Source organism: candidate division KSB1 bacterium, assembly GCA_034521575.1.
GTDB lineage: Bacteria > Zhuqueibacterota > Zhuqueibacteria > Residuimicrobiales > Krinioviventaceae > JAXHMJ01.
The window spans coordinates 341412-366474 of the sequence record JAXHMJ010000003.1 but is presented as its reverse complement, the minus strand read 5'-3'; the positions used below and the strand labels follow the sequence as shown (position 1 = coordinate 366474).

The window sequence follows — 25063 nt, the reverse complement described above, 5'->3', positions numbered from 1 at the left end:
GTGAATCCGGTTGGCGGCACATTAAAGGATAAAAGCGACACCTATCTCAGTATCGGCCCGATCATGCGTGTCACCTATCGTCCCACATCAAGTCTACAGTTTTTTATGGACGCTGTGAGATACAAGGTAACTTTTCGAAAAAATGAGTATTATATCAATAATATAGAAACGGGTTTGAATTGGCTATTCTGACAAGGTAAGGATGCAATGTGAGCAGTCGTAAACAACAATTAAAACTGGAAATTCCTTCTGATGTAAAAGAAATACACAGAGTTGAGGAGAAACTGGAAGCGTTCTGCCGGCAACAGGGAATGAATAAAAACCAGATTGTGAACTGCGCCATTGCAGTCACCGAAGCCGTGAACAATGCCATCCGCCATGGCAACAAACAAGATCCTTCAAAAAAAGTTTTCATTCAATTTTCCATATCCGGCAATAACATCACGATACGCATTACCGATCAAGGCAACGGGTTTGATCCGGAAAATCTGGATGATCCGCTGCATCCTAATAATTTGTTAAAAGAAAACGGACGGGGAATCTTTATTGTTAAACAGCTCATGGATGATGTCCGGTTTGAATTTAATAAAACAGGCACGACAATTATTTTATCCAAAACATTAACTCGCGAATGATCTTGCAGAAAACAACTTTTATTTTCTTTGTAATTTTAACAGGCTTGAGTCAAATCCAGAGCGCCGAACCTGATTCACTCACCGGTTTGGGTATTGAAGACATTTTGATCGTAGGGAACGAAAAAACCGGGGAGCGGGTTATATTGCGGGAAATGAAAAGCCGCATCGGCACACCCTATTCTGCGTCCACTCTGGACAAGGACCTTGACAGAATCCGGAGCCTGCAGTTGTTTTCCAGAGTGCAATCGGATGTTTTTCAGTCCGGTCCCGACTCGGTTACGATTATGATTACCGTAAATGAACGCTGGTACATATTTCCGATACCTCTGTTATTGCGGAATGAAAAATCATGGAAAAAATGGTCGTTTGGATTGGGAGTGCTGCACGACAATATGCATGGACTCAATCACGATCTGATTGCCAGTGGCTGGCTGGGATTCAATCCGGGATTTGATATTAAATACAGCATACCCTGGTTTGCGGGCTCTCTGAATTTGTATGCCAACATGAACATTTACACGTTAAAGATCAAAAGTCAAAATCTGCATACAACCCGTGATGGTCTCTCGAGATACAATTTTCACGAACACCACCGGGGCGTCAAGGGATACCTGGGCAAACGCTGGGGACATCATTTTTACACATCTGTTCTTTATGCGTTCAACCATCTTGAATACCCTGATGAGTATCAATATTTGCTCCCCGGTTCTGCCCGCAGTATGAACACCATTTCTTTTGGGGTAAGCATGACATGGGACACCCGTGATCTGATACAGTACCCGTCATCCGGATGTTATTTGAATGCCAGCGTGTCTATGACCCCCTGGAAAGATGTAGATTACAGCTATGCAGGCACGGATATGCGCGCGTACCTCAGTTGGGGTGATTTGACATTTGCGTTTCGAACGGCCGGCAAAACCAGTTTTGGCCGCGTCCCGGTGTTTTCGCGTACCTTTTTGGGCTATGAGGAACGCATCCGCGGTCATTTCACTGAACAGCGCGAAGGCGAAAATCGGGTGCTGGCCAGCGCGGAAATCCGGTTTCCGATCATTCCGGTGCGCTATATCAGTCTAAGAGAATCTGACGAAATTTTAGGGCACTATTCCCGGGATCTCCCCCTGGGTCTGAATGGCACAGTTTTTTATGATACAGGCAGTGTGTGGATGCAGGATCAGGCGTTTTTCAGGAGTGCGTTTCTCACCGGATTTGGAATCGGGCTCGCTGCCCGTATCCCTTATGCAGAGGTGCTTCGTCTTGAATATGCGCTGAATACCGACCATCAAGACGAATGGATACTTGATTTGGGAGTTGCGTTTTGAAGCGAATGCATTTTGAACAATTTTACGTTGATCCGGGGAATATCTCGGAAAACACGTTTATTCTGGTGGATGAGGAAGCGCGTCACGCTGCCCGGGTGATGCGGAAACACATCGGCGACCCGCTCTCGGCCGCAGACGGCAGAGGTCGGGTGGTGAGCGGACCTATTTTAAATATCACACAGGACCAGGTCATTGCCAAACGGGAAGAAACCCACCTGAATCCGGGCGAACCCGCGCTTTTTCTAACACTGGCACAGGGGGTCCCCAAAGGCAGTCATTTTGACTGGGTCGTTGAAAAAGGCACGGAAATCGGGGTGTCCTGTTTTCAACCGCTTTTGACGGAACGGTGCATTGCGGATCCGTCGTCACGTCTGCAGCGCTGGCGGAAAAAAGCATTTGCGTCTATGAAACAGAGCGGCCGTTCACGCTGTCCGAATATTTTACCGCCCTGCTCGCTGGAAACGTTTTTCGATCATAATCAGGACGATATCAACTATATTGCACACGAAACCTCAGCCTCCGAGATTTCTCCCGCGATGGAACCTGATGCACCCAAACGCTGTGCTCTGTTGATCGGACCGGAGGGCGGATTCACATTACAGGAATATTCTCTGGCGCTGGAAAAGCACGCCATACCGCTCAGTCTGGGCCCGCGCAGACTGCGCAGCGAAACCGCCGCAATGGTCGGCATCATTCAAATACTTTATGCAAACGGTGAACTACAAGGAGGATAACACCATGTCTTGTCTCTTTTGTGATATCATTGAAAAAAAAATACCGGCGGATATCGTTTATGAGGATAAACAGGTTCTGGCGTTCCGTGACATTTCTCCACAGGCGCCCACTCATATCCTGATTATCCCGAAAAAACATATCGCCACCACCAACGATCTGGCCGAACCGGACGCAGAGCTCATCGGCAGGGTGATTTTAGCCGCAAAGGATCTTGCCAAACAGCAAGGACTTGAAAACGGCTACCGGCTTGTATTCAACTGCAATAAGGACGCCGGCCAGGCCGTATTTCATATCCACTGTCATTTGCTGGGCGGCCGCCGGATGCAGTGGCCTCCCGGTTAACAGATATCGGGAATGATTGTTCTGATTTTGTTTAAATGCAAAGGAACACAAAGGATTAAAATCCGTTAAAAAGAAAAGGCCTGTAAAACGAAAGTTTTATCTTGATTTTCGTATAAAATTTGGTTATATTTTAAGATTAGATACTATCAAAACGCGAAAGGAGGTTGATTACTTTGCCAGCAGTTAGAATTCGTGATAACGAATCCTTTGAAAGAGCATTACGACGTTTCACAAAATCCTGCGAAAAGTCGGGTCTGATGTCTGATATTAAAAAGCATCAGCAATATGAAAAACCAAGTGAAGCGCGCCGTCGTAAAATGAATGCTGCACGCCGTAAAATGCGTAAATTGCAGGCTATGCAGAGATAGCATTTGTATTTGACCGAATGGAGACTCTGATGAGCATTTTAGATCAGCTTACCCAGGACATGAAAGAAGCCATGAAAGCCAAAGACAGCGAACGTCTGTCCGCTATTCGTCTCATGCGCAATGAGCTCAAGAACGCTTCGATCAATCAGGGCAAGGAACTGAGCGAGGATGACGAAATCGCAGTGCTCTCCAGCGCGGCAAAACGACGAAAAGAATCCATTCAGGCGTATACCGATGCGGGAAGAGATGATTTGGCGGAAAAGGAACAACGGGAACTGGATATTATCCAGACCTACCTGCCCCGGCCCTTGGCCCGCGAGGAACTTGAATCTATTGTTGTTGATGCGATCCGGGAATCCGGCGCTGAATCTGTTAAAGATTTAGGCAAGGTGATGCCTCTTGTGATGAAGCAAGCCAAAGGACGTGCTGATGGAAAACAAGTAAATCAACTGGTACGTGATAAACTGGGCGGATAGTATTGTCCGGTACGTGCTGCAATAAAATCGAGAGTGAATAATATATACCGTATATGTTATTCACTCTTTTTTTATTAAAAAAGGAGGGGGATCTATGAATTACATTTTAGATGCAGTTATCGCCCTTGTTTTACTTTTGTTTGTGCTGATGAGCATCAAACGCGGATTTGCAGCGGAACTGCGCGGAGTGACAGGGTGGGTAATTATTCTGCTGCTGTCTTTGCGGTTCGGCGCACTGGTAGGCGATTATATGGCCGAACATATCGAACATATCTCGATGGCAAGCACATACGTCGGATTCATCGTACTCGCTGTCATCCTGAAACTGATCTTTATGGCGATTTCCCAGTTATTCGAATCCAATGAATTCGGTTTCCTGGACAAGCTGTTCAGCGGTATCACCGGATTAATCAAGGGAGGTCTGCTGATCAGCATTGTGTTCATCATTCTCGCCTCCACGCCGGCGCAGGAAAAGGTTCAGCCTTATATCGACACCTCTATCTCCTACCGGTACTTGTATGGATTTTCCACCGCATTCGTAGATGTGCTCACACGATTTGTCCCCCAGCTGGAAACGCTCTATGAACGAATGCTCGACCGGTCATCTGAAATGCAAAAAGATACATCGAAAACCATTCAGGAAAAAGTGGAAACACTGCGCAAACGGAATACAGAACAGAAAGAATAACGCGAAAGTTTACATTGGAATCTGTAGTCGAAACTCTGGAATTTGATCATATCCGCAGACATCTGGCCGAACTCGCTACAATGGTTCAGGGACGGGAAAAAGCAGAGGCTCTGCTTCCTCTAAAAGAGAAACAATGCATAGACACAGCCCTGGATCAAACGTCCGAACTTTGTGATATTATAAAATATGATAAAGAGCCGCCGATTGAGGGAATCCCGGATATTAGCGGTATTCTGAAACGGGCTGCTGTGGAAGGAAGCCTTCTGAAAGAGGAAGAGTGCGTCAAAGTAGCCCAGTGTGTACTCTCATCCCGTAAAATCACAGGATTCTTCAAAAGTCGTCAGGAAAAAATCCCGACACTCGGCAAGGTTACGAACACATTGATCGACTTGTCCGACGTGGAACGGGAGATCAGCCGTTGCATTGATCTGTCCACTATAGCGGTCAGGGACAATGCCTCACCGGAATTATCCGCAATCCGCCACGAGATCAATCGGGCACGAGCCTCGGCCCGAAAAAAAATCGAATCCATGATGAGCAAGCTGGCCCAACAGGGCGCCCTGCAGGAAAATGTAGTGGCCGTACGCAACGGCCGGCATGTTCTGGTGATCAAGGAAGAGTACAAGCGCAAAGTAAAGGGACTGATCCACGACCGCTCCGCCAGCGGCTCGAGCTTGTTTATAGAACCGCTTGGAGTACTTGAGGACAATAATAGAATCCGTGATCTGGAAATACGGGAAAAAGATGAAATTGAAAAAATCCTTTACAAATTATCCTATCAGATACATGCTGTACATGACGAACTCGGCTCAAATGTAGAAACTTTAGGAATTCTTGATTTCATTTACGCCAAGGCTCGTTTATCTATTAAAATGCAGGCCAACCCTCCTGAAATATCTGAAAATCCGGTTATCCACATTGCGCAAGGCCGTCATCCCCTGCTTTTACTCCGTATGGGCAGTAAAAAAGTGGTGCCCATGGACATTAATCTGGGTGAACAATTTAATACCGTAATCATCAGCGGCCCGAATGCCGGGGGAAAAACCGTTTCGTTGAAAACCCTCGGATTGCTGACCATCATGGCGCTGAGCGGTCTGCATATACCGGCGCTCCCGCACTCTAAAATCGGAATTATGACGCAAATTTTTGCAAGCATCGGGGATGAACAGTCCCTGGATCAGGACCTGTCCACGTTTTCATCGCACCTGACTCATTTGAAAAACATTGCGCTGCATGCTGACAAGCAGCACCTGGTGCTAATTGATGAAATCGGTTCCGGTACAGATCCGGAGGAAGGCACATCCCTGGCGATCGCACTGCTCGAACACCTCACACAGCGCGGCGCCCTGAGCGTCGTCACCACACATCAGAGTCCGCTCAAAGCTTTTGCCTACCAGACCGAGGGCGTTGAAAATGCATCACTGGAATTTGATGCGCAAACCCTGACCTCTACCTTTCATTTTCGTATGGGAATACCGGGCTCCAGCTATGCATTTGAAATCGCAGAGCGCATGCATCTTCCCGGCTCGTTTATAGACCGGGCCAGAGAACTGGTGGGCGCCACTAAAGATAAACTGGAAGGATTGATACTCGATCTCGAAAATACAATCCAGGATTATAAAAAGACAACCCGGGAAGCCGAACTGCGGGAAAAAGAGTATAAAGAACAGCTGCAGCTGTACAAAGAGCGCGCAGAAACGCTGGAATCGGAAAAAAACCGGTTAAAAAAACAAGCCGCCCGGGAAGCTGAGAAAATTCTCGAGGACTCTAACAGCGCCATTGAACAGGCTATTCGGGAAATCCGGGAAACTCAGGCCGAACGCGAGGCGATTCGTTCTGCAAAACAACGCATCGATCAGCAAAAACAGAAAATCGCAGACCTTCAGGAAAAGGTCAGCACATCAGAACCTCCGGAGCAGACGGGAAATGTAAGCCCGGGTGATTATGCGCGCTGGATCAAAACCGGCGGATTTGGTACCGTCGTATCAGAACCGGACAAAAAGAACCAGGTCATGCTGCAAACAGACGGGGGAATTAAAATACATGTCCCTGTGAACGAACTCGTCCGTAAAGGCAAATCAAAACAGAAAAAATCCCGGGTCCGTTATAATCTCCAGGATACAAATTTTAAACATGAACTCGACTTGCGGGGCATGCGTGTGGAAGAAGCGCTGGATGTGCTGGGTAAATTTTTGGATGAAGCCGTGATGAGCGGTTTATCCCAGGTCAGCATTATTCATGGCAAGGGAACCGGAAAGTTACGTGAAGGAATTCTGCCCTATCTGGATGAGCACCCCGGAGTTCAAAGTCACCGGCTTGGCAACTGGAACGAAGGTGATTCGGGTGTGACTGTCATTAAACTCAAAAAAGGGTAATATGAACTATTCAGCGATAGATACCGCCCTGTATGCGGCGAGAAAGGCCGGGGAGATGCTCAAGGACCGGGTCGGACAGCTTCAGGAACATGAAATCGACAAAAAAGACACGTTTGATTTTGTAACCAAAACAGATAAAGACTCTGAGAAGTTAATTGTCGATATCATTCAATCACGACACCCGGGGCATCACTTTCTCGCAGAAGAAAGCCATCGAGCCGAGCAAGGTGAATACCGATGGATCATTGATCCGCTTGACGGAACCACCAATTTTATTCACAGAGTTCCGATGTACAGCGTTTCCATAGCGCTGCAATATGAACGCAACGTGCTCCTGGGTGTGGTATATGATCCCAATCAAGACGAATGCTTTGTCGCTGAAGCGGGGCAGGGAGCGTTTTTGAACAACACACGTATTCAGGTTTCCGATGTCAAAGATGCCTCCCGCGCGCTGCTGGCCACGGGATATCCGTTCCGCAGCAAAGATCTGATTGACGTTTATCTACAGTCCTTCAAACGTCTTTTCCAGGACGTTTCAGGTATCCGCAGAGCCGGGTCCGCTGCAATTGATCTGTGCTATGTGGCCTGCGGCCGGTTTGACGGGTTCTGGGAATTGAATCTAAAGCCCTGGGATATCGCAGCGGCCCAATGCATTATTCAGGAAGCGGGCGGCCGCATCACGGATTTTGCCGGAAAAGACAGAGTTTTGGATACCGGCAACACCATTGCCGCCAATGCGCATGTATATGATCACATGGTAAAAATCATTCAGGACACATTTCAGGGTATAGTGGATCAATGATGCGCCTCATCCGGATTACAATCTACATTGCTGTGCTGACCGGATTGATTCTATACGGATATATACATATCCCGGACATCACACTGCAAATGTGCCTGCAGGACCCGGACCGATATGACGGGACAACCATTACGGTTGGCAATGAAGCCACAGTAAAAAATCTCACCCATGACGGGTTTATTATCAAACAACGGGGACGGCTCATTCCTGTGAACAGTGCCAGAGTCAACGACCTCAAACCCGGAGTTTTTATCAATTTTTCAGCGGTCTTTCACAAACCGGGATGGCTGCAGGCCAAAGAGATACATATCATGAAACAGCGGCGCCTCAAAATCTGGGTGTCTGTGATTCCCGTCATTGTCGTTGTTATTCTGTTTTTTCGTCACTTTAGATTTGATTTCAAAAACCGGCAATTTGAGAAACGATAATGCCGGATCTGATCACACATACCGCTGCTGCTTATTTAGCCGGTCGCTACTTTTTGACAGCCCACAATCGGGTTTTGCTATACATGGGAGTGATTTTACCCGATATTCTGGTCCGTCCGTTCTATATCATTTTCCCGGCGGTGTATCCGTATACGGTGGGTATTCATACGCCGTTCTTTATGATCATAGCTGTTGCACTCGCAACTGAATTGTTCGCCCCCGGTATCCGCAAAGCTGCTTTTACCTACTTGTCGCTGGGAGTTTTTTTTCATTTTATACTGGATCTCTTGCAAAAGCATATTTCATCCGGTTATTACTGGCTGTTCCCGTTTTCATGGCAATCTTTTGAAATCGGGCTTTTTTGGCCCCACCAGACGCTTCCCCTGATCCCGTTATGGATTATGCTCGTTATAGCACTGGAATTTTTTATTCAAAAGTACCAGCGGAAGCATTGATTTCCCACAACAGTTGCCTGGCTTTATTTTGTTTTTCCAGACAGCGATCCCGCACCTCTGCATCAGGCTTTGTATTCAGATTTTGTTTCAAATATTCAACTGCCTGCTGCGGATTCTCCATTCCCCGGCAACACTGCGCCATTTTGAAGTAAAGCACAATTTCATTGTAATGGTTATTGATGGGCGCTGCAAGCACGGAATTCAAAAGCGTTTCATAGACCTGGAGCGCATCAGCATATCGTTTCATATGCAGCAAGGTCTCACCGCAGGGCCAGAGAAAAAAACGGCTGTCCGGAAAGGCATGCAAACCTTTTTGTGAATAATAAAGCGCTTGCTCCCAGTTCTCTTCTTCCAGATAGATCCAGGCCAAATTTGAAACCGCACTCCAGCGTCCAATTGATTGTGAATCTGCAACTTTTTCCAGATAGTTTATGCCGGTTTGCCGCTGATCGGAAAAAAACGGCAGCCAGTTCACGGACTGTGTGATGCGGCTGCGCCAGTAAAGATAGCTACCCAGTCCCAAATACGCCGGCAGATAACTGGAATCCGCTCGAAGGATATCCTGCAAATCCCCTATCCCCTGCCGGGCCAGAAGCACACTCTGGAGATATTTCGCCTGGCGGCCGAGATAAAAACTCTTGTAAGATTTTGCAGCGCCCCGGGCAAAAACCGCATCCAGATCTCCGGGATCATTTTGCAAGCATTGGTCTGCTTTATCAACTGCAGATTCGATTGAACGTAGAAACTCGTCTTCCCAACGCAGGGTTTCATAATCCATCATTTTCGACTGAATCACAGATGCCTTGTAGAAACGGGGTTCGGGGCGATCGGGAAATTTCAGTTCAAGGCTGTCAAAAAACGCCAGCGCAGTATCATAGTCCTGGCACAAGCTGTGTTCAATCGCTTTTTGAATGCCGGCCGGATCAAGAGCGCGCACCGGTTCGCCCGGGAACAAAAGCCCCAAAAACAACAAAAGCCCGCCGATACACTCGGCAGGCTTTGAAAATTTTATACTAATCAAAAACGTACTTTAATGGATTGACAGGTTGGCCGTTTACAATGACTTCATAGTGGAGATGCGGCCCCGTGGATCGACCGGAGGTTCCGACCGTGGCGACTAAAGCATAACGGGACACTGTTTCTCCGGGTTTAACCAGGCAGTTTTTCAAATGGGCGTACCTCGTTTTGATTCCGTTGCCATGGTCAATGACAATATATCGTCCGTAACCCTGTCCGGGAGAATAGCGCTGGCGAACGGATTCTACACGTCCTGAAGCAGGAGCGTAAATCTCGGTTCCGCGGGCAGCGGCGATATCAAGACCATCATGAAATCTTCTTTTCTGGGTAAAAGGATCTGTGCGGTAGCCAAAACGACTTTTGATGCGGCCGGTAGGCACAGGATTGATTGAAGGCATATGTGCCAGATCATTATTGAGCTTGGTATACGCATCTTTAATTTCCTGACGGCTGTTATAGGCCAAATCCATTCGCTGACTGAGATTACTCAACAAGGATTTGATTTTAAAAGCCTGCTCCAGCTTTTCGTCATTCGAATAGGCAAAAGATGAAAAAGTTTTTTCATCAATACCACCGACACCGAGCTGACGGGTATCGTTATCAATTTTAGGCAGGTCTGCAAACACGCGCAAATCGTTATCCTGCTTTTCAACCAAAAGAACTTTTTTCTCAATATCCACTACCCGGTGTTCCATAACGGAAAGCATATTGGCAAGTTCGGTATTCTTTCGGGTCAACCGGGACAATTCGACGTTCTGGAAAAAATTTGTTGAAAGCTGCAGAAAAATCCCCGTAACGGCAATGACAACAGCAACCGCAAGGAGAAAGCCTATCGCTAACTTATCGATGCCCAAACTGATTTCTTTTACTTCTGAACGGCTTGTTGAGAAATAAATAAACTTGAATCTCTTTCCGCGCATAGTCGTCCTTTGATAGAATTTAAAAACGATCCTTTTGTTCGTTTAGCCCCCAATTTTTGATGTTAGCCGCGCCAATTTATAATATAGGCGGGTTTGAAAAATGCTCTTTAAATATATAAACTTTAGTAACTTTTGTCAAGGAAAAACTGTATTATTTTGTATCAATATTCAAATTCATATTACATAATTGTAACAAAACCTGCAAAAACAGCTTTCTTTTTGGTTACCACAGTATACAATATTCATGCCATAAACTTGAACAACAATTCAATATAACTATTTATGTCCTAATATCAAAACAATATTTTTATTTGATTATTTCCGAAGAGAAGCTTTGGAAAATACATAATCAGGAATATCTGCATTGAATTCTATTGATTTGATGACATATTCCGTTCCTTTGCTGGAGGACAATACATCGTTAAAAACCGTTTTTCCGGGGTACCAGCGACCCTGTTGTCTCATGACCTCCTGCACCTTTGTTGTTTTCAATAACTTGCCGCTCTTGGCATATCGGTTTTCTTTAAGGATAATCATTTTGGATTGATCCACCCATATTTTGCGTGTAGCATAAGCCACATCATCGGTCTTTGCCTGGAGATGCAGAACCCAGCACGGCTGGTCATTCACCCGTTGTTCTTCAATTATTTCCGCAGAGTATATGTTTCCCAGTACCGGGTCCTCCATTAGATCTTCATAGGACAAATCAGAGCCCATTACAGACTGCCGCAGCATATGTCCGGCAATTCGAATGATACGGTCGGTTTGCGGCGAATAGATCCACAACTGGTCCTCCAGTTTTAGCATTTTTGTACCCGCTTCACGTGGTGGGGACAGATATTCAGTAAATGATTTTTTCGTTCCATGAATCCAGGATTTCGCGGTCACTGAACGATCTGTCCGACGGCCGTGAATGATCATTGTAGATTTTACGATCATGGTTTCTGCGGATAAATTGCTGTCAATTTGCCCGAGTATGTCATTTGCATCAGGTGGCTGCGAACACAAGGTCCCGACTATGCCCAGCACAAGTATAAAGTCTTTCATTGCACCTCCAGCTCTTTGAACAATTGTGAGGTTTCGCGTTTAAATATTCCAATACCGGCTATTCCGGCTCCCACTGTGGACGCCAGAAATCCGGGCAGAAATCCGATATAATAACTGGTTAGCGTGACACGGGCGCGTATTACATCCGGCATCAGCATTGAAGACTGCTGCATCATATCTCCGATATTAACGCCATGAACCTGCATATAGTACGAGGCGGCCAGTCCCAAAAGTGTGCCGGATACGGAACCCAAAAAGCCGATCATCAAATATTCGCCAATCAGGGTCATATACAAATGGCTTTTGGGCTCGCCGATGGCGAGACGTACACCGAATTCTCCATATCGCCTCAGAGTGCCCATCAGACCTGTATTCCAGAGCACAATTGACATCACAAACACAAACACGCCGACAATAATTCCGGACATATAGTCAACCATCTCAATGATAGCGCCCAAATCATTCTGCTGACTGAGTTTGAGCAGAGTCGGGGCAAACTCTCCGTCTGCTGCAAATTCGTTTTTAAAGACCTGCTGTACTGCACTGGCCCGTTTTTCAGTATACTGTCCAGTCTTAAAAAATCCCAGCAGTTCACCGGCTGCGTCCCCCATATTCAGGGCAACCCGAATATCCTCAATGTCGGCCAAAACAGCGCTTTGATCCATAGCCCGTACGCCGAAATGCACTGTTCCTGCAACGGTAAAATTACACATAGCCATACCGCCGTACAGGGTCGAGCTGATCAGAGTTGCCGGGTCTCCGGGTTCCACCTTTAGCTTACGCGCCAACTCATCGCTAATCAAGAGTTCAAACGAAGAATCGGGCAGTCTTCCACGGATCAACGCATCTTTGATGTTCAGACGTTGAACCGCATCCTGCAATTGAACAGCCAGTCCGGTAATCGGAGCCTGCTCCAGGGTTTCCCCCTTTTCATCCGGTATATCAAGCAGACCGCCGAATTTGATCCGGGGAACCCAGTGAATGTCCGGGAATGTCTGCTGCAACTGATTTATAAAATCCGTGACGTTCAGCAATGCAAGATCATTCGGAGCCTGCTGCATCTGTTTTTCATACGCACGGGTCATTATTTTGACGTGGCCGGTATAAAAACGGCTATTGGTTTCGATAATATCGGATATTTCTCCTTTTACAAAACTGTACAAAAACACGGTAATGAACACACCGAGTGTCGTGACAATAAATGGAAACAAGCTGCGCGAACGGTCCCGCAGCAATCCCATTAACAGGAAACGTTTCATGACATCCTCCCGCGCAACGCATCAGTGGGTTCCAGATCAGCAATTCTGCGGGTCGGTAAATAACTGATCACGGTCACGGAGACCAAAACCAGCAAGGTGGTTCCGATCACCAGCCCTGCACCGTATTCCGGAAATATCTTTTCGCCAATAGCAAAGCCTGCATCCTGAGCGTAATCCGGCATTGAAAACCCGTGATATGAAAACCAGGTCAGCAACGGGATACCGTACACCGCCCCAACGAGAATAGCGAGCAGGGCGTGCAGGGCGCCTTCCAACGTAAACAACTGGATCAATTTTCCTCTTGTCATTCCCAATGCCATGAGCGTTCCCATTTCCCGTCGCCGATGCCACAGAGAGAGAATCTGGGTGTCAAAAATAGCCAGCAGCGCCATAGCCATGAGCAGCGTATAAATTATGGTCATGGATACGGTTTTCACCTGGACAAGTTCCTGTATCTCTTGGGTCAAACAATCAATATCGCGAAACACCCAGTCCCCTGCAGACCTCAAATGATCAATCTCCTGCCCACGGACAACAAGTGTGGCTTGGCCCGGCATATCCAGCATAGAGCGGAGCTGATCGAGCGCAAGCCAGATTTGATTATTATCCACCGCAGAAACCGTGGTTTCCATGACAGCGGCAATCCTGACATCCGCCGCATCAAAAGTACCCTCAGCGTCACGCCAACGTACGGTTATATAATCACCCGTCTGAACATCCAGACTGGCCGCCATACGGGACCCGATTACCGCCGAGATCTCAGAATTTGAACTCAGGGCGCGGGTCGGGAGTTTTAATATAGTCTGCCCGGGCGGTATTCCTTTCAGCAAAACAGACTGCATGCGGCCTTTTAAATAGACAACACCCTGAGAGATTAATATCGGCACAGCATTGCCATCAGCAACAGCAGTGTCCAGAGCAGCAGGAATTTCAGCATGTGAATCTTTTAGTGCAAACGGATCATAAGGATCATAATTTGGATGCCAGAACTGTCCCGTTCCCAGCTGCATTTGTATCATCGCATCAATCGCGCGGCGGCTCATGCCTTCATATACTCCCTGAACACCGATAATAGCAACAAAGGCAATGGAAAGCACAACAACATTCAGCCAGGTCCGCCAGCCGGCGCCCAAAATATTTTTTACAGCCAGACGTATCGTCAGCATAGTACATTTCCTCTGTTTTCACTCATCTCGAGCCACCCGTCCGTCTTCCAGAGTGATCTTGCGGTTCAGGTATTGAATCACTTTTTCATCATGAGTCGCAAAAATGAATGTTGTACCCAATTCCTGATTCAGCTGTTTCATGGTTTTCAGAATATTATGCGAGTTTCTATAATCAAGATTGGCAGTCGGTTCATCTGCCAACACGATCAGCGGTTGTTTCACCATAGCCCGGGCCACCGCAACCCGCTGAGCTTCTCCCCCGGACAACTGTGCAGGCTTTAACTTGATTTTATCCAAAATCCCCACCCAGTCCAGAGCCTGACGGATCATTTTATCCATTTCCCCTGATGTATGTTTTTTCAAAAGCAAAAGCGGCAGTTTAACATTTTCATACACACTATAGACCGGCAGCAAATTATAGGTTTGAAAAATAAATCCCATATACTCATTGCGCAATGCCGCGGACTGTTTCTGGTTCAGGTCCCGGACAGGCTGATCAAGAACAGTCGCATTGCCGCGTGTAGGAGTATCCAGGGATCCGATGATATTCAGAAGAGTCGTTTTACCGGATCCACTCGGCCCCACCAGCCCTGTAAACTCGCCTCTGGAGAATAAAAGGCTTATATTGTACAAGGCAACAAATTCACTTTTTGCCATCGCATAGGTTTTTGTCAAATGGTCAAGTTTGATAAAAATCGAATCTTGCATAGATTTCCTTTCGTATCGTCAGCACCGTCTCCTATACAGTATCAACCGTCATTAATAGTGAAACACCAGCATCAAACGCAGACCGTGGCGTCCGGGCGGCAAACCGGTCTGATTCAGAAAAAAAGATGCAGTTCCGCTGCGCTTGAAAAATCCGGCATGAAACAGCCATCGGTCAAGACTTCGCTGCCAACTCAGGTAATGATAAGCCATTTGCGATTCCCAGTTATAGATGCTGTATAGTGAAACTTGATCAAGCCAGGTCACCGGACAGGACAGCATGACTCCGCTCAAATGAAAGCGTTGTTTCCGGTCAAACGACCGGTTTCCCACAGTATAAAGCATATGCTCTGCCAGCACATGAACACCATTGGCAAACGGAAAGGTATAATCTGAACCCAAGGTAATAAAAGACTGCCAGTCCAGCAGATGATACCTGTAATCCGCATACATTAATGCGGATTCGAACCACAATCCGAGACCAACATCCCAGATTCCATCCAAAGCGATACGGGTTTCCGGGACGCGCGAACCTGATAAACGATATCCGGCAGTGGTTTCAGGGTTAGTGATACGGCGATGCGTTGTGACTCCGATCTCGCCGGGACCCAGCGGAATCTGCAGCCGTCCTCCATATTCAGGGGTACCTTTGCGCGTTGCAGTGAATTCGAGCCCCTTGGTCTCACCGTTTCCCAAAAGTCCCCAAAGCCAGATACTGGATAAATTTTCAAAATCATAACGCAAACGCAGACCATAGACGCCATCAGTCAGCTTGAGAGGATCGCGCGGATCCAGCTGGTCAAACCACATCAGTGAGCGCAACAGTCTGGCCGGTCCGAAATTGATCTTTTGCAGGCCGATCCGAGATTCAAACTTGGGGGTTGCAAACCGGAACCAGCATCTGTAGAGCTTGGCATTCGCTTCCTGACCGGTCTGGGAATAAAACCAGAACATATTTGCTGAGACTTTTGTATCCAGACAAAGGCCGGCATCCTTGTGGATGTCATGGGTCAATTCCGGTAAATAACGACTGCCAAATTCAAATGTACGTCTGCCCTCTGCTGCCTTTTGAAGGCTGTTATAGCTCGAAATTTGTCCGGTAAACCAAACAGCAGGCACTGGTTGCGGCACCCCAAACAGCAGTAGAGTAATCATCGCAGCCCACCGGCAAATACAATTCATCAGGCGTTCTCCGGTTCAATCAATACTTTCAAAGCATCAATTCAATGAGATTTTTTCGGTTTTGGGTTTTCCACGCCAGGCTTTTTTCAGACATTTCCCGGAATTGGGTCAAGGCATCACACTTGTTTTGCTCGAGCTCATTGGAGATCAGCGTCAGGCGTTCATCCGAGAACAAATCCGTCAATTCGACCGGCAGACCCTGTTTTGAATGAAAGTAATGATAAAAGGTCCACTTGGCGATGCCGATACGTTTAATCAAACCGTTAACCGACGTGGCATGGTATCCCCTGTGAAAAACGCAGTCCGGGCAGCGGACAGAATTTCATTTTTACGTTCGTCACAAGGTTTTGCAACTCGGTTCATTGCCTCATCTCTGTTTATCGAGCGACCATCGATCTAATATGTAAACAATAAACTGAAATGTCAATCATTTTTCAATGTTGATGTATAAAATAGTTCAGGAATCAGAAAAAAACAATGTACTCAAACCCCATAAAAAAAGCCCTTTAAAAGGGCTTTAGTATTAACCTAAATATTTTCTTAATGGATCAAAGCCGCGACCGGTGTCGAAGTCGGCGCAAGGCTTTTTCCTTGATCTGTCGGACTCGTTCTCGGGTCAGTTCGAAATATTCACCAATCTCTTCAAGAGTCAAAGGCCGATCTCCGTCCAGACCGAAATAAAGCTTTACAATTTCCGCTTCTCTGGATTTTAAAGTGGACAATACTTTTTCAATTTCATTTCTGAGAGAACTGCGCATCAATTGACCATCCGGTGGTTCATATCGATCGCTTTGCAGGACATCGAGCAGACTGTTGCCTTCATCCTCTTTGAACGGCTCATCCAAAGACAAATGACGCGCCGAGGTTTTGATCACATCGGAAACATCATAGGACGTCATTTCCATCTTGTTGGCGATTTCATTCATGCTGGGTTCGCGGCCGTACTCTTTTTCAAGAGACTCTAATGCGCGACCGACTTTGTTAATAGCGCCCACACGGTTCAGCGGGAGACGTACAACCCGGGATTGTTCGGCAAGCGCCTGAAGGATAGACTGACGGATCCACCATACCGCATAGGATATAAACTTGAATCCGCGTGTCTCATCAAACCGCTGAGCCGCCTTGATCAATCCGAGGTTTCCCTCACTGATCAAATCCTGGAGTGGAAGTCCCTGTCCCTGATATTCCTTGGCCACACTGATGACAAAGCGAAGATTTGCCTTGACCAAATCTTCCAAAGCGTCCTGATCATCCTGATGAATCCGAGTGGCAAGCTCAATTTCCTGCTCCGGAGGCAGGGGTGAAAAATTGCCGATCTCTTCCAGGTATTTCTCAATGGACTCTTTGGTGCGAATTTCCTTTTTCTGCCGTTTTTTCTTTTTCTGAAGGGAATCGCGCTTTACAAAGTCATTGTCATCAAAATTGTCAACTTTTGGTGTATTCATGTACCTCTTACAATAACTTTATGAATGGTGATGGGTTACAAAACAGGTATCATTAAATATACTCTAATTTTACCTAAATGTCAATACCGTTCTATTTAATTATAGCGATAAATAAAAAAAAAGTTCCAAATTTTAAAAATCCAGGCATTCTGCAAGCGCTTTTTTTGCCGCTTTTAGTTTTTCATCCGTGATATCGAGATGCGTCACAAAACGTACGGATTGCTTTGTGACCGGCAAAACCAATACTCGTTTTTCTTTTAATCGTTCTGTAAACTGTTGTGCGTCAATCGGCAAATCGTTTAGGCTTGCGATCACAATATTGGTTTCACACGAATCCAGATCAACTTTAGCGCCCCGCTCTGATAACAGACAAGCCAGTTGTTTGGCATGTTCATGATCCTCTGCCAGACGCTGAATATTATGATCCAGTGCATACAGACCGGCGGCCGCCAGAATTCCGGCTTGCCGCATACCGCCGCCGAACACTTTGCGGACGAACAACGCTCTATCAATAAACTCAAGATCACCAGCCAGGACAGACCCAACCGGAGCTCCCAGGCCTTTGGACAAACAAACGGATACTGAATCACAGTGCCGCGCATACTCATTTAGGCCAACACCGCTGGCAATGTGAGCATTCCATAATCTGGCACCATCCAAATGCAGGGCGAGCTGATGTTTTTTGACCACTTTACTGATTTTTACAATCTCATTTAGGGGAAACAGCTTTCCTCCGCCTCGATTGTGAGTATTTTCTATCTCAACAAGACGAGTTCGCGGGAAATGCGGATTTTTAGAACGGATTGATTGTTCAACCTGGTCTGCATGAATAATTCCTTTTTCACCCTGCAACGGAAACACCTGCACTCCGGAAAGGCGAGCCGGACCTCCGGCTTCATAATTAAGGATATGACAGTTGGCATCACAAAGAATCTCATCCCCCGGTTGTGTATGACTGTTAATGGCAACCTGGTTGCACATCGTTCCGCTGGGCATGAACAGTGCGGCTTCTTTTCCCAAAAGCTCTGCTACCCGTTCCTGCAGCCTGTTTACTGATGGATCTTCTCCAAACACATCATCTCCAACCGGCGCCAGTTCCATCGCCTTTCTCATTTCATGGTTGGGTTGAGTTACCGTATCACTTCTGAGATCAATCCATTCACGCATATCAGCTCCCTTTTTTCAAAAATATACAACAAAAGAAATCGCAAAAACAATCCAATTTTGATAAAACATTTTGTTCTTTTGAGCAAATTGATTATTTTTAGAATCGATTAAACAAAGACGGAAGATTATGGAAAAGTTTGAAATCAGAGGCGGAAAATCTCTCAACGGTGTTATCAAGCCCCAGGGCAACAAGAATGAAGCGCTGCCCGCCATTGCCGCGTGTCTTTTAACCGATAAAGCGGTAACCCTGCGCAATGTACCGGATATTCTGGATGTGCGCATCATGCTGCAAATCATGAAAAGCCTAGGCGCCCGGGTTGATCGATTAAAACCCAACAGTTACAGAATTCAGTGCGACCACTTGAAAAGCTCCGAGCCGGACCGTGAACAGTGCGGCACGCTGCGCGCAGCTATTCTGTTGGCCGGTTCTCTGCTCTCCCGTTCCCGGTCCGTGGTCCTTCCCCCGCCCGGCGGAGATGTTATTGGCCGCAGACGTCTGGATGATCACTTTTTGGCTTTTGAAAGCCTGGGGGTGCGCGTATCGGAAATTAAAGAATCCTTTGTACTGGAACACGACGGATTAAAAGGCGCTGATATATTTTTCGAGCAGCAATCCGTAACCGCAACCGAAAACGCACTCATGGCTGCGGTGCTGGCAGAGGGAGAAACCGTTCTGAGCAATGCGGCCTGCGAACCGCATGTCAAAGGGTTATCGCAGATGTTGATCAATATGGGCGCTGACATCCAGGGTCTGGGTACCAATATTTTGCACATCAAAGGTGTAGAATCATTATCCGGAACCGAGCATACCATTGGTTCCGATCTTTTAGAGATCGGCGGTTATATTGTCCTGGCCGCAATTACAAAGTCCGAAATCACCATTCAGGATACCGTGCCGGAAGAAATCAGGGTCATCGATTCAACGTACCGCAAACTGGGTATCCGCTATTTGATATCAGAGAAAGAGCTGACCGTGCCGGCGGACCAACATCTAATGATCAAGCCGGATTTTGCCGGGGATATACCTAAAATTGATGACGGCACCTGGCCGGCATTTCCGACTGATTTGATGAGCATGGTCATTGTAGCGGCAACCCAGTCAACGGGTACCGCATTGTTTTTTGAAAAAATGTACGACGGGCGCATGTTTTTCACCGATCATCTGATCGGCATGGGAGCGCGTATTGTACTCTGCGATCCGCATCGCGTTGTGGTTGTGGGACCATCGACCCTGTACGGAACCACCGTTCACAGTCCTGATATCCGCGCCGGCATGGCCCTGGTCATTGCGGCCTTGTGCGCCAAGGGTAAAACATCAATTTACAATATCAGACAAATTGACCGTGGCTACGAAGACCTTGAAGGCAAGCTGCAGTCCCTGGGAGCGGATATAAAAAGAGTCGTCTGATTGAATTTAACTCACTGATTGAAATGCAACCATTAGAATTTCCCCCCAACTTGCCTGTGCGTATGAATGTGTCCCTGGCGGACTATACCAATATTCATATCGGCGGTCCGGCTGATTATCTGATCGGCGTGCGTGACCAGAATATTTTCATCGAGCTGTATCATTTCTGCAAGCAGCGCAATTTGCGTTTTCTGCCTTTGGGAGACGGCACCAATGTGTTTTTTCCGGAAACGGGATACCGCGGTCTGGTTGCAGTCATCCGCTTTGACGCAATAAGTCTGGCTGCCGGGAACACACTGGTGACAGAAGCCGGAGCCAGTCTGGCTCAGATCAGCGAATTCTGCATCGATAACCGGCTCACCGGCTTTGAGTTCCTGTCGGGTATCCCCGGCACTATCGGCGGCGCTGTGTTCGGCAATGCCGGCGCTTATGGCGACAATGTGGGAAACCATCTTGTACGCGCCAAAATTATGGACGCAAACGGAGACATCCGGTTTGTGGACGCTTCTTTTTTTCAGTTCCGCTACCGTCATTCATTTTTAAAAGAAACAGATGCATGGATTCTTCAGGCGGAATTCCAGCTTGAAAAAGGCGATCGACCTGCGATCCGGGACGCCTGCCACGCCATTAGTGAAAAACGTTCGGCCAAACTACCGCCCCCGGAAACCAAGACTGCCGGTTCCTGGTTCAAAAACATCAAAGACGAGCATGGCAACGCCACCGCAGCGGCAAAATTTTTGGATGCTGTCGGCAGCAAACAAACCCATGTCGGGGATGCTGCCGTTCACCCCAAACATGCCAATATTTTTTTCAACAAAAGCAACGCCACCGCACAGGACATGCTCGAACTGGAACGCATCCTGCAAAAGCGTGTACAGGTAAAATTCGGCATCAAACTCGAACGCGAAGTCATGTACCTGAACTGATATTATGAAATATATTTCGGATCTGCACATACATTCCTACTATTCACGCGCGACCAGCAAACAGCTCAACCTGGAGCATTTGAACAAATGGGCCCAGATTAAAGGTCTGCAGGTTATTGCCACCGGCGATATTACGCATCCGCAATGGCTTGAAGAGATGCGCGAAAAACTGGAACCGGACGGGACAGGATTTTTCAAGCTGAAACCGGAGTATCAAAAGCAAACCCAGTCCGAGGTTCCCAAAGCCTGTGAATCAGAGGTTCGTTTTATTCTGTCCGGCGAGATCAGCAGTATTTATAAAAAAGGCGAACGGGTCCGAAAAAATCACAATGTGGTTTTCTTTCCATCTCTTGACGCCGTACAAGCATTTCAAAACACGCTGGATCGAATCGGCAACATCCATTCAGACGGCCGCCCCATCCTGGGACTGGATGCGCGCGACCTGCTGGAAATTGTCCTGGACACACATGACCAGGGATACCTGATTCCCGCGCATATCTGGACACCCTGGTTTTCGCTATTTGGATCAAAATCTGGATTTGACCGCATCCAGGACTGTTTTGAGGATCTAACCCCGCATATTTTTGCACTGGAAACCGGATTGTCCAGCGATCCGCCCATGAACTGGCGGCTCTCTGCACTGGACGGCTATACTCTGGTTTCCAACTCTGACGCCCACTCACCGGCCAAACTGGCGCGCGAAGCCAATATTGTGGACACGGATTTGAGTTATTCAGGGCTGTTCGATGCGATTCGAAGCGGCGACTCATTTTTGGGAACCATAGAATTCTTTCCTGAAGAAGGCAAATACCACATGGATGGGCATCGAAAATGTTCATGCATGATGCGTCCGCCGGAAACCATGGCACATGATCATCTGTGTCCGGAATGCGGCAAGCCCGTAACATTGGGTGTGAGCTATCGGGTTGAGCAACTGGCCGACCGCCCGCCAGGATTCAGACCCGAATCCGCCCCCCCCTTCCACAGCCTGATTCCGCTCCCCGAAGTGCTGAGCGAAGTTATGCAGGTGGGGCCACAATCCAAACGCGTCAATACGGCTTATTTCAAGCTATTGAACAACCTGGGATCAGAGCTCTCCATACTTGTAGATATTCCGATCGACGACATACAGAGGGCGGGCGGAGACCTGACTGCAAAAGCCGTCAAACGCATGCGCGCCGGAGAGGTGAATCCGCAGCCCGGCTATGACGGCGAATTCGGTGTGATCCGCATATTCAAACCGGGAGAACGGGAAAAGATCATGAACCAGGACGCCCTGTTTCAGCCATCATCGAAATCCGTGTTGAAAAAAAAGCCGCAAAAGCAGTCCCTCCGGACCGAACCCGAAAACAAGGCAGCGGATCAAAAAGAACCTTACGGAATAAATGAAGATCAGGAAGCGGCCATCCGCCACCGCGGATCGCCGCTGATTGTGCAAGCCGGGCCGGGTACCGGAAAAACCCACACTCTAACGCATCGCATCGCCTCTCTCATAGAGACCGGAGATACCCCACCTGATGCGATTTTAACGATCACGTTTACCCACAAGGCGGCGGAGGAGATCGCAACGGCGTCTGTTCCAGCTTTTGGGTGAAAAAGCAGCGCAAAACATCACCATACAGACCTTTCACGCGTTTGGCGCGCAAATCCTGCGTGATTCCGGTTCTTTTTCGGACGCACGCCCGGATTTACGATCATCAATCCGGAACAAAACAATCATTTTCAAATCACTCTTGAAGGAATCTGTTTCTTTCAAACGTTCGGATCTGGAGCGAATCTCGCTTTTAAAGGGCAAAGGTTACTCGCCGGACTCGATACCACCGGACGAATTGACCGGATATGATGAACATCTGATCGATGTTTTTCAGGCCTATGAAAATACAATGCTGCAGATGAACGCGGTAGATTTCGACGACTTGATCGGTCTGACGGTACGGCTGCTTCGCCAGAGCCCGGATATCCGGCGTGATCTGCTCAAACGCTATACCTGTATTGCAGTGGATGAATTTCAGGATATCAACCATGCTCAGTACGATTTTTTTCGAATATTTTGCCATATCCGCCCGGCATGTCTGTGTTATCGGCGATCCGGATCAGGCTATATATGGATTCCGGGGCGCACAATCCGGGTTTTTTAAATCATTCACTGCCGATTTTCCGCACGCCCGGCAGATCAGTCTGAAACGCAATTACCGCTCCGCGCAAAACGTACTGACCGCTTCTATGCAAATGCTGGGAAAATCGACCGACGAACAGGAATTGTGGAGTCATATTGATCCTCAGGTCAAGGTACATATCGAAACCTCGTCAACCGAGCGCTCGGAAGCTGAAGGCATTGTGCATCGGATCGAACAACTGGTGGGCGGCACCACATTTTTTTCCATGGACAGCAAACGGGTGCAAAGCGAGGATAAAGGCGAGTTTGGCTTTTCCGACTTTGCTGTTTTAATACGCAGCAAACAACTGGCGCCGCCGGTTGTGGAAGCCCTGACACGCTCTGGTATTCCTTATCAGTTTTATGATCATACCCACAGTCTGCAGCATCCGTTTGTCAATGTTGTTCATCACGCGCTGCGTCTGCATCTGGGACACCACAATAGCCACTATTGGCAGCCCATTGAAGAATATTTTGACCTCCAGGATGAATTTTACAGATTTCAGGAAACGTTTCTGTCATTTCAACCCGGCACATTGCCTACAAAGCTTTTACAGTTTTTGCACGATACGTTTCAAAAAACATTCAAAGATGATGACTGGTTTTCCACGGATTATCGGTCATTGCAGAAACTCGCTGAAACATTCCATGCCAATCCGGCACAGTTTGCCGATGCACTGGTCCTGCAGAAATCAATTGACGAATTTGACGAGCGGGCTGATCGGGTTCGATTGATGACCATACATGCTGCAAAGGGATTAGAATTTCCGGTTGTATTTATACCGGGATGCGAGGAAGGTATGATTCCCTATATCATTAAAGGTCAACGCAATGATATTGAAGAAGAGCGCAGAATTTTGTATGTGGGTATGACACGCGCAAAGCAGCTGTTGTATCTGACCCACGCAGGTAAACGCACCATCTGGCACAAACCCGCTCATCAAGAGCCCTCCCGCTTTCTGGCTCCCATCTCTGAATCTCTGATTGAACGCGGGGTTCGAAAATCAAAGAAAAAACCGCGCGACCGTCAGTTGGAATTGTTTTAAAAATGCACAGCGCCCGAAACCCTGTGGGTATGGGCCAATTCATGCATGACAAATGCGTAATCCACCCGAAACATCCCCAATGTCAATCCCGCTCCGGCTGACGGACCCTGCTGCCGGTACCCGCCGCGCAGTACAACCGTATCAAAAAAGTCAAGTTCAGCCCCGGCATACCAGACCTGGTCCGACAAATCCCGGTCGCACGAGACGGTAACCCGCGAATTCCATCCGCCAATCGGCAGGGAAAAAGCGGCGCCCAGCCGATAGCGGGGATCAATCCGGTCCTGCTGTTTCGTCGATGTATCCCAAAGAATGGCGGTACGCGATACATCCCGGGCCATCAACCCAATGCTCAGCCAGGAAGCAGCGGGCAGATCATTCATTTTGTTGTAAAATCGCATCCGCAGACCGGCGTCAATGCCCTGCCCCGAGCCCGCATGATCATCCAGTTGATGCAGAATGTATTTGCCGGACAATCCGAAAGAAAACTCGATCGGCACCGTATATTTATTATATCCGAATCCGATATCCCATTCGGAAAAGGCGGCAGCGCTCAACGAGACAAAAAATGCGTTTTCATTGTCAGAGAAATAGCCGATAGGCTGACCATCCGAACGGTTTTGCGGAGACGTCAGGCGGTCCACGGTGGTGCTGAGCAGAGGGGCATAGCGGGGAATATCATCCACACCCAGACGAATCCATCCAACCGCCAAAGCGGCATTTTGCTGCACCGGGAATCCTGCGCTCAAGACATTGTACTGCGCCAGTCCGTTGAAAACAGGCACATGATCGGCGTGAAAACGGATTTCATTTTGCGAGACCAGGCCTGCCGGGTTCCAGTAAAACGCCGTGGCGTCATCTGCGATCGCGGTAAATGCACCGCCCATTCCGGCCGCCCGCGCACCCACATCAATATTCAGAAAATCCGCGGCATACTCTCCGGCCTTTGAGACGGAAAATACCACCGGAATCAAAACCAACGCTATTTTTAAATACATTC

28 protein-coding genes are annotated in these 25063 nt (G+C 47.7%); 17 read left to right on the top strand and 11 right to left on the bottom strand.

Annotated features, from left to right (window positions below; all coding sequences use genetic code 11):
• From U5R06_10145 to U5R06_10090, 12 genes are all read left to right on the top strand, one after another.
• The gene (locus U5R06_10145) at positions 1-192 is read left to right on the top strand and encodes a hypothetical protein (GenBank protein ID MDZ7723143.1); all 192 of its coding nucleotides are present in this window, start codon (positions 1-3) and stop codon (positions 190-192) included.
• Positions 193-209: 17 nt separating this feature from the next.
• Positions 210-635 carry an ATP-binding protein gene (locus U5R06_10140; GenBank protein ID MDZ7723142.1) on the top strand — a complete coding sequence of 142 codons (426 nt, stop codon included), beginning with the start codon at positions 210-212 and terminating at the stop codon, positions 633-635.
• Between the two features lie 2 nt (positions 636-637).
• Positions 638-1954 (top strand): BamA/TamA family outer membrane protein, encoded by a 1317-nt coding sequence (locus tag U5R06_10135; protein ID MDZ7723141.1) that lies wholly within the window; start codon positions 638-640, stop codon positions 1952-1954.
• Between the two features lie 5 nt (positions 1955-1959).
• On the top strand, positions 1960-2688 hold the full coding sequence (locus U5R06_10130; GenBank protein MDZ7723140.1) for an RsmE family RNA methyltransferase: 729 nt from the start codon (positions 1960-1962) through the stop codon (positions 2686-2688).
• A gap of 4 nt (positions 2689-2692) precedes the next feature.
• Positions 2693-3031 carry a histidine triad nucleotide-binding protein gene (locus tag U5R06_10125; GenBank protein MDZ7723139.1) on the top strand — a complete coding sequence of 113 codons (339 nt, stop codon included), beginning with the start codon at positions 2693-2695 and terminating at the stop codon, positions 3029-3031.
• A 173-nt stretch (positions 3032-3204) separates the two neighbouring features.
• Positions 3205-3399 (top strand): 30S ribosomal protein S21, encoded by a 195-nt coding sequence (gene rpsU, locus U5R06_10120; protein ID MDZ7723138.1) that lies wholly within the window; start codon positions 3205-3207, stop codon positions 3397-3399.
• Between the two features lie 29 nt (positions 3400-3428).
• Complete coding sequence (locus U5R06_10115) at positions 3429-3875, top strand: GatB/YqeY domain-containing protein (GenBank protein MDZ7723137.1); 447 nt, start codon at positions 3429-3431, stop codon at positions 3873-3875.
• Positions 3876-3969: 94 nt separating this feature from the next.
• Positions 3970-4563, top strand: coding sequence for a CvpA family protein (locus U5R06_10110; GenBank protein ID MDZ7723136.1), 594 nt, complete (start codon positions 3970-3972; stop codon positions 4561-4563).
• A 14-nt stretch (positions 4564-4577) separates the two neighbouring features.
• On the top strand, positions 4578-6938 hold the full coding sequence (locus tag U5R06_10105) for an endonuclease MutS2 (GenBank protein MDZ7723135.1): 2361 nt from the start codon (positions 4578-4580) through the stop codon (positions 6936-6938).
• Between the two features lies 1 nt (position 6939).
• Positions 6940-7740 carry an inositol monophosphatase family protein gene (locus tag U5R06_10100; protein ID MDZ7723134.1) on the top strand — a complete coding sequence of 267 codons (801 nt, stop codon included), beginning with the start codon at positions 6940-6942 and terminating at the stop codon, positions 7738-7740.
• Positions 7737-8168 carry a hypothetical protein gene (locus U5R06_10095; GenBank protein ID MDZ7723133.1) on the top strand — a complete coding sequence of 144 codons (432 nt, stop codon included), beginning with the start codon at positions 7737-7739 and terminating at the stop codon, positions 8166-8168. The genes U5R06_10100 and U5R06_10095 overlap by 4 nt, the downstream gene beginning before the upstream one ends.
• Positions 8168-8623: a hypothetical protein gene (locus U5R06_10090; protein ID MDZ7723132.1), complete on the top strand. Its 456-nt coding sequence runs from the start codon at positions 8168-8170 to the stop codon at positions 8621-8623. The genes U5R06_10095 and U5R06_10090 overlap by 1 nt, the downstream gene beginning before the upstream one ends.
• Here the strand turns inward: U5R06_10090 and U5R06_10085 are convergent.
• The 10 genes from U5R06_10085 to ltaE all read right to left on the bottom strand — a co-directional run bounded on the left by U5R06_10085 (position 8595) and on the right by ltaE (position 18531).
• The gene (locus tag U5R06_10085) at positions 8595-9644 is read right to left on the bottom strand and encodes a tetratricopeptide repeat protein (protein MDZ7723131.1); all 1050 of its coding nucleotides are present in this window, start codon (positions 9642-9644) and stop codon (positions 8595-8597) included. The genes U5R06_10090 and U5R06_10085 overlap by 29 nt on opposite strands.
• Complete coding sequence (locus tag U5R06_10080; GenBank protein MDZ7723130.1) at positions 9637-10560, bottom strand: M23 family metallopeptidase; 924 nt, start codon at positions 10558-10560, stop codon at positions 9637-9639. The genes U5R06_10085 and U5R06_10080 overlap by 8 nt, the downstream gene beginning before the upstream one ends.
• A gap of 315 nt (positions 10561-10875) precedes the next feature.
• Complete coding sequence (locus U5R06_10075) at positions 10876-11607, bottom strand: outer membrane lipoprotein-sorting protein (protein ID MDZ7723129.1); 732 nt, start codon at positions 11605-11607, stop codon at positions 10876-10878.
• Entirely contained in the window at positions 11604-12866 is a 1263-nt protein-coding gene (locus tag U5R06_10070) for an FtsX-like permease family protein (protein ID MDZ7723128.1), read from the bottom strand. The genes U5R06_10075 and U5R06_10070 overlap by 4 nt, the downstream gene beginning before the upstream one ends.
• Positions 12863-14032 (bottom strand): FtsX-like permease family protein, encoded by a 1170-nt coding sequence (locus tag U5R06_10065; protein MDZ7723127.1) that lies wholly within the window; start codon positions 14030-14032, stop codon positions 12863-12865. Before U5R06_10065 ends, U5R06_10070 begins: the two co-directional genes overlap by 4 nt.
• Positions 14033-14050: 18 nt before the next feature.
• Positions 14051-14740: an ABC transporter ATP-binding protein gene (locus tag U5R06_10060; GenBank protein ID MDZ7723126.1), complete on the bottom strand. Its 690-nt coding sequence runs from the start codon at positions 14738-14740 to the stop codon at positions 14051-14053.
• Positions 14741-14791: 51 nt separating this feature from the next.
• Positions 14792-15919, bottom strand: a complete 1128-nt coding sequence (locus U5R06_10055; protein MDZ7723125.1) for a hypothetical protein — start codon at positions 15917-15919, stop codon at positions 14792-14794.
• Between the two features lie 28 nt (positions 15920-15947).
• Positions 15948-16178: a hypothetical protein gene (locus U5R06_10050; protein ID MDZ7723124.1), complete on the bottom strand. Its 231-nt coding sequence runs from the start codon at positions 16176-16178 to the stop codon at positions 15948-15950.
• Between the two features lie 289 nt (positions 16179-16467).
• The gene (locus tag U5R06_10045) at positions 16468-17364 is read right to left on the bottom strand and encodes an RNA polymerase sigma factor RpoD/SigA (protein MDZ7723123.1); all 897 of its coding nucleotides are present in this window, start codon (positions 17362-17364) and stop codon (positions 16468-16470) included.
• 132 nt (positions 17365-17496) lie between these two features.
• Positions 17497-18531, bottom strand: a complete 1035-nt coding sequence (gene ltaE / locus U5R06_10040; protein MDZ7723122.1) for a low-specificity L-threonine aldolase — start codon at positions 18529-18531, stop codon at positions 17497-17499.
• Between the two features lie 127 nt (positions 18532-18658).
• Here ltaE and murA point away from each other — a divergent pair, with 127 nt between their 5' ends.
• The 5 genes from murA to U5R06_10015 are packed head-to-tail and all read left to right on the top strand — an operon-like array spanning position 18659 to position 24066.
• Complete coding sequence (gene murA, locus U5R06_10035) at positions 18659-19939, top strand: UDP-N-acetylglucosamine 1-carboxyvinyltransferase (GenBank protein ID MDZ7723121.1); 1281 nt, start codon at positions 18659-18661, stop codon at positions 19937-19939.
• A 23-nt stretch (positions 19940-19962) separates the two neighbouring features.
• Positions 19963-20865 carry a UDP-N-acetylmuramate dehydrogenase gene (murB, locus tag U5R06_10030; GenBank protein ID MDZ7723120.1) on the top strand — a complete coding sequence of 301 codons (903 nt, stop codon included), beginning with the start codon at positions 19963-19965 and terminating at the stop codon, positions 20863-20865.
• A gap of 4 nt (positions 20866-20869) precedes the next feature.
• Positions 20870-22459 carry a UvrD-helicase domain-containing protein gene (locus U5R06_10025; GenBank protein ID MDZ7723119.1) on the top strand — a complete coding sequence of 530 codons (1590 nt, stop codon included), beginning with the start codon at positions 20870-20872 and terminating at the stop codon, positions 22457-22459.
• Positions 22452-23003, top strand: a complete 552-nt coding sequence (locus U5R06_10020; GenBank protein ID MDZ7723118.1) for a UvrD-helicase domain-containing protein — start codon at positions 22452-22454, stop codon at positions 23001-23003. The genes U5R06_10025 and U5R06_10020 overlap by 8 nt, the downstream gene beginning before the upstream one ends.
• Complete coding sequence (locus U5R06_10015) at positions 22888-24066, top strand: ATP-dependent helicase (protein ID MDZ7723117.1); 1179 nt, start codon at positions 22888-22890, stop codon at positions 24064-24066. The genes U5R06_10020 and U5R06_10015 overlap by 116 nt, the downstream gene beginning before the upstream one ends.
• Here U5R06_10015 and U5R06_10010 read toward each other — a convergent pair.
• Positions 24063-25061, bottom strand: coding sequence for a PorV/PorQ family protein (locus tag U5R06_10010; protein MDZ7723116.1), 999 nt, complete (start codon positions 25059-25061; stop codon positions 24063-24065). The genes U5R06_10015 and U5R06_10010 overlap by 4 nt on opposite strands.
• Positions 25062-25063: the final 2 nt, after the last annotated feature.

Coding starts and splice junctions, on each gene's coding strand:
- U5R06_10130 (MDZ7723140.1), top strand. CDS start 1,960: ATGCATTTTGAACAATTTTACGTTGATCCGGGGAATATCTCGGAAAAC.
- U5R06_10125 (MDZ7723139.1), top strand. CDS start 2,693: ATGTCTTGTCTCTTTTGTGATATCATTGAAAAAAAAATACCGGCGGAT.
- ltaE (MDZ7723122.1), bottom strand. CDS start 18,531: ATGCGTGAATGGATTGATCTCAGAAGTGATACGGTAACTCAACCCAAC.
- U5R06_10115 (MDZ7723137.1), top strand. CDS start 3,429: ATGAGCATTTTAGATCAGCTTACCCAGGACATGAAAGAAGCCATGAAA.
- U5R06_10090 (MDZ7723132.1), top strand. CDS start 8,168: ATGCCGGATCTGATCACACATACCGCTGCTGCTTATTTAGCCGGTCGC.
- U5R06_10060 (MDZ7723126.1), bottom strand. CDS start 14,740: ATGCAAGATTCGATTTTTATCAAACTTGACCATTTGACAAAAACCTAT.
- murA (MDZ7723121.1), top strand. CDS start 18,659: ATGGAAAAGTTTGAAATCAGAGGCGGAAAATCTCTCAACGGTGTTATC.
- U5R06_10025 (MDZ7723119.1), top strand. CDS start 20,870: ATGAAATATATTTCGGATCTGCACATACATTCCTACTATTCACGCGCG.
- murB (MDZ7723120.1), top strand. CDS start 19,963: ATGCAACCATTAGAATTTCCCCCCAACTTGCCTGTGCGTATGAATGTG.
- U5R06_10075 (MDZ7723129.1), bottom strand. CDS start 11,607: ATGAAAGACTTTATACTTGTGCTGGGCATAGTCGGGACCTTGTGTTCG.
- U5R06_10070 (MDZ7723128.1), bottom strand. CDS start 12,866: ATGAAACGTTTCCTGTTAATGGGATTGCTGCGGGACCGTTCGCGCAGC.
- U5R06_10080 (MDZ7723130.1), bottom strand. CDS start 10,560: ATGCGCGGAAAGAGATTCAAGTTTATTTATTTCTCAACAAGCCGTTCA.
- U5R06_10095 (MDZ7723133.1), top strand. CDS start 7,737: ATGATGCGCCTCATCCGGATTACAATCTACATTGCTGTGCTGACCGGA.
- U5R06_10045 (MDZ7723123.1), bottom strand. CDS start 17,364: ATGAATACACCAAAAGTTGACAATTTTGATGACAATGACTTTGTAAAG.
- U5R06_10015 (MDZ7723117.1), top strand. CDS start 22,888: ATGCTCAGTACGATTTTTTTCGAATATTTTGCCATATCCGCCCGGCAT.
- U5R06_10110 (MDZ7723136.1), top strand. CDS start 3,970: ATGAATTACATTTTAGATGCAGTTATCGCCCTTGTTTTACTTTTGTTT.
- U5R06_10065 (MDZ7723127.1), bottom strand. CDS start 14,032: ATGCTGACGATACGTCTGGCTGTAAAAAATATTTTGGGCGCCGGCTGG.
- U5R06_10100 (MDZ7723134.1), top strand. CDS start 6,940: ATGAACTATTCAGCGATAGATACCGCCCTGTATGCGGCGAGAAAGGCC.
- U5R06_10010 (MDZ7723116.1), bottom strand. CDS start 25,061: ATGTATTTAAAAATAGCGTTGGTTTTGATTCCGGTGGTATTTTCCGTC.
- U5R06_10055 (MDZ7723125.1), bottom strand. CDS start 15,919: ATGAATTGTATTTGCCGGTGGGCTGCGATGATTACTCTACTGCTGTTT.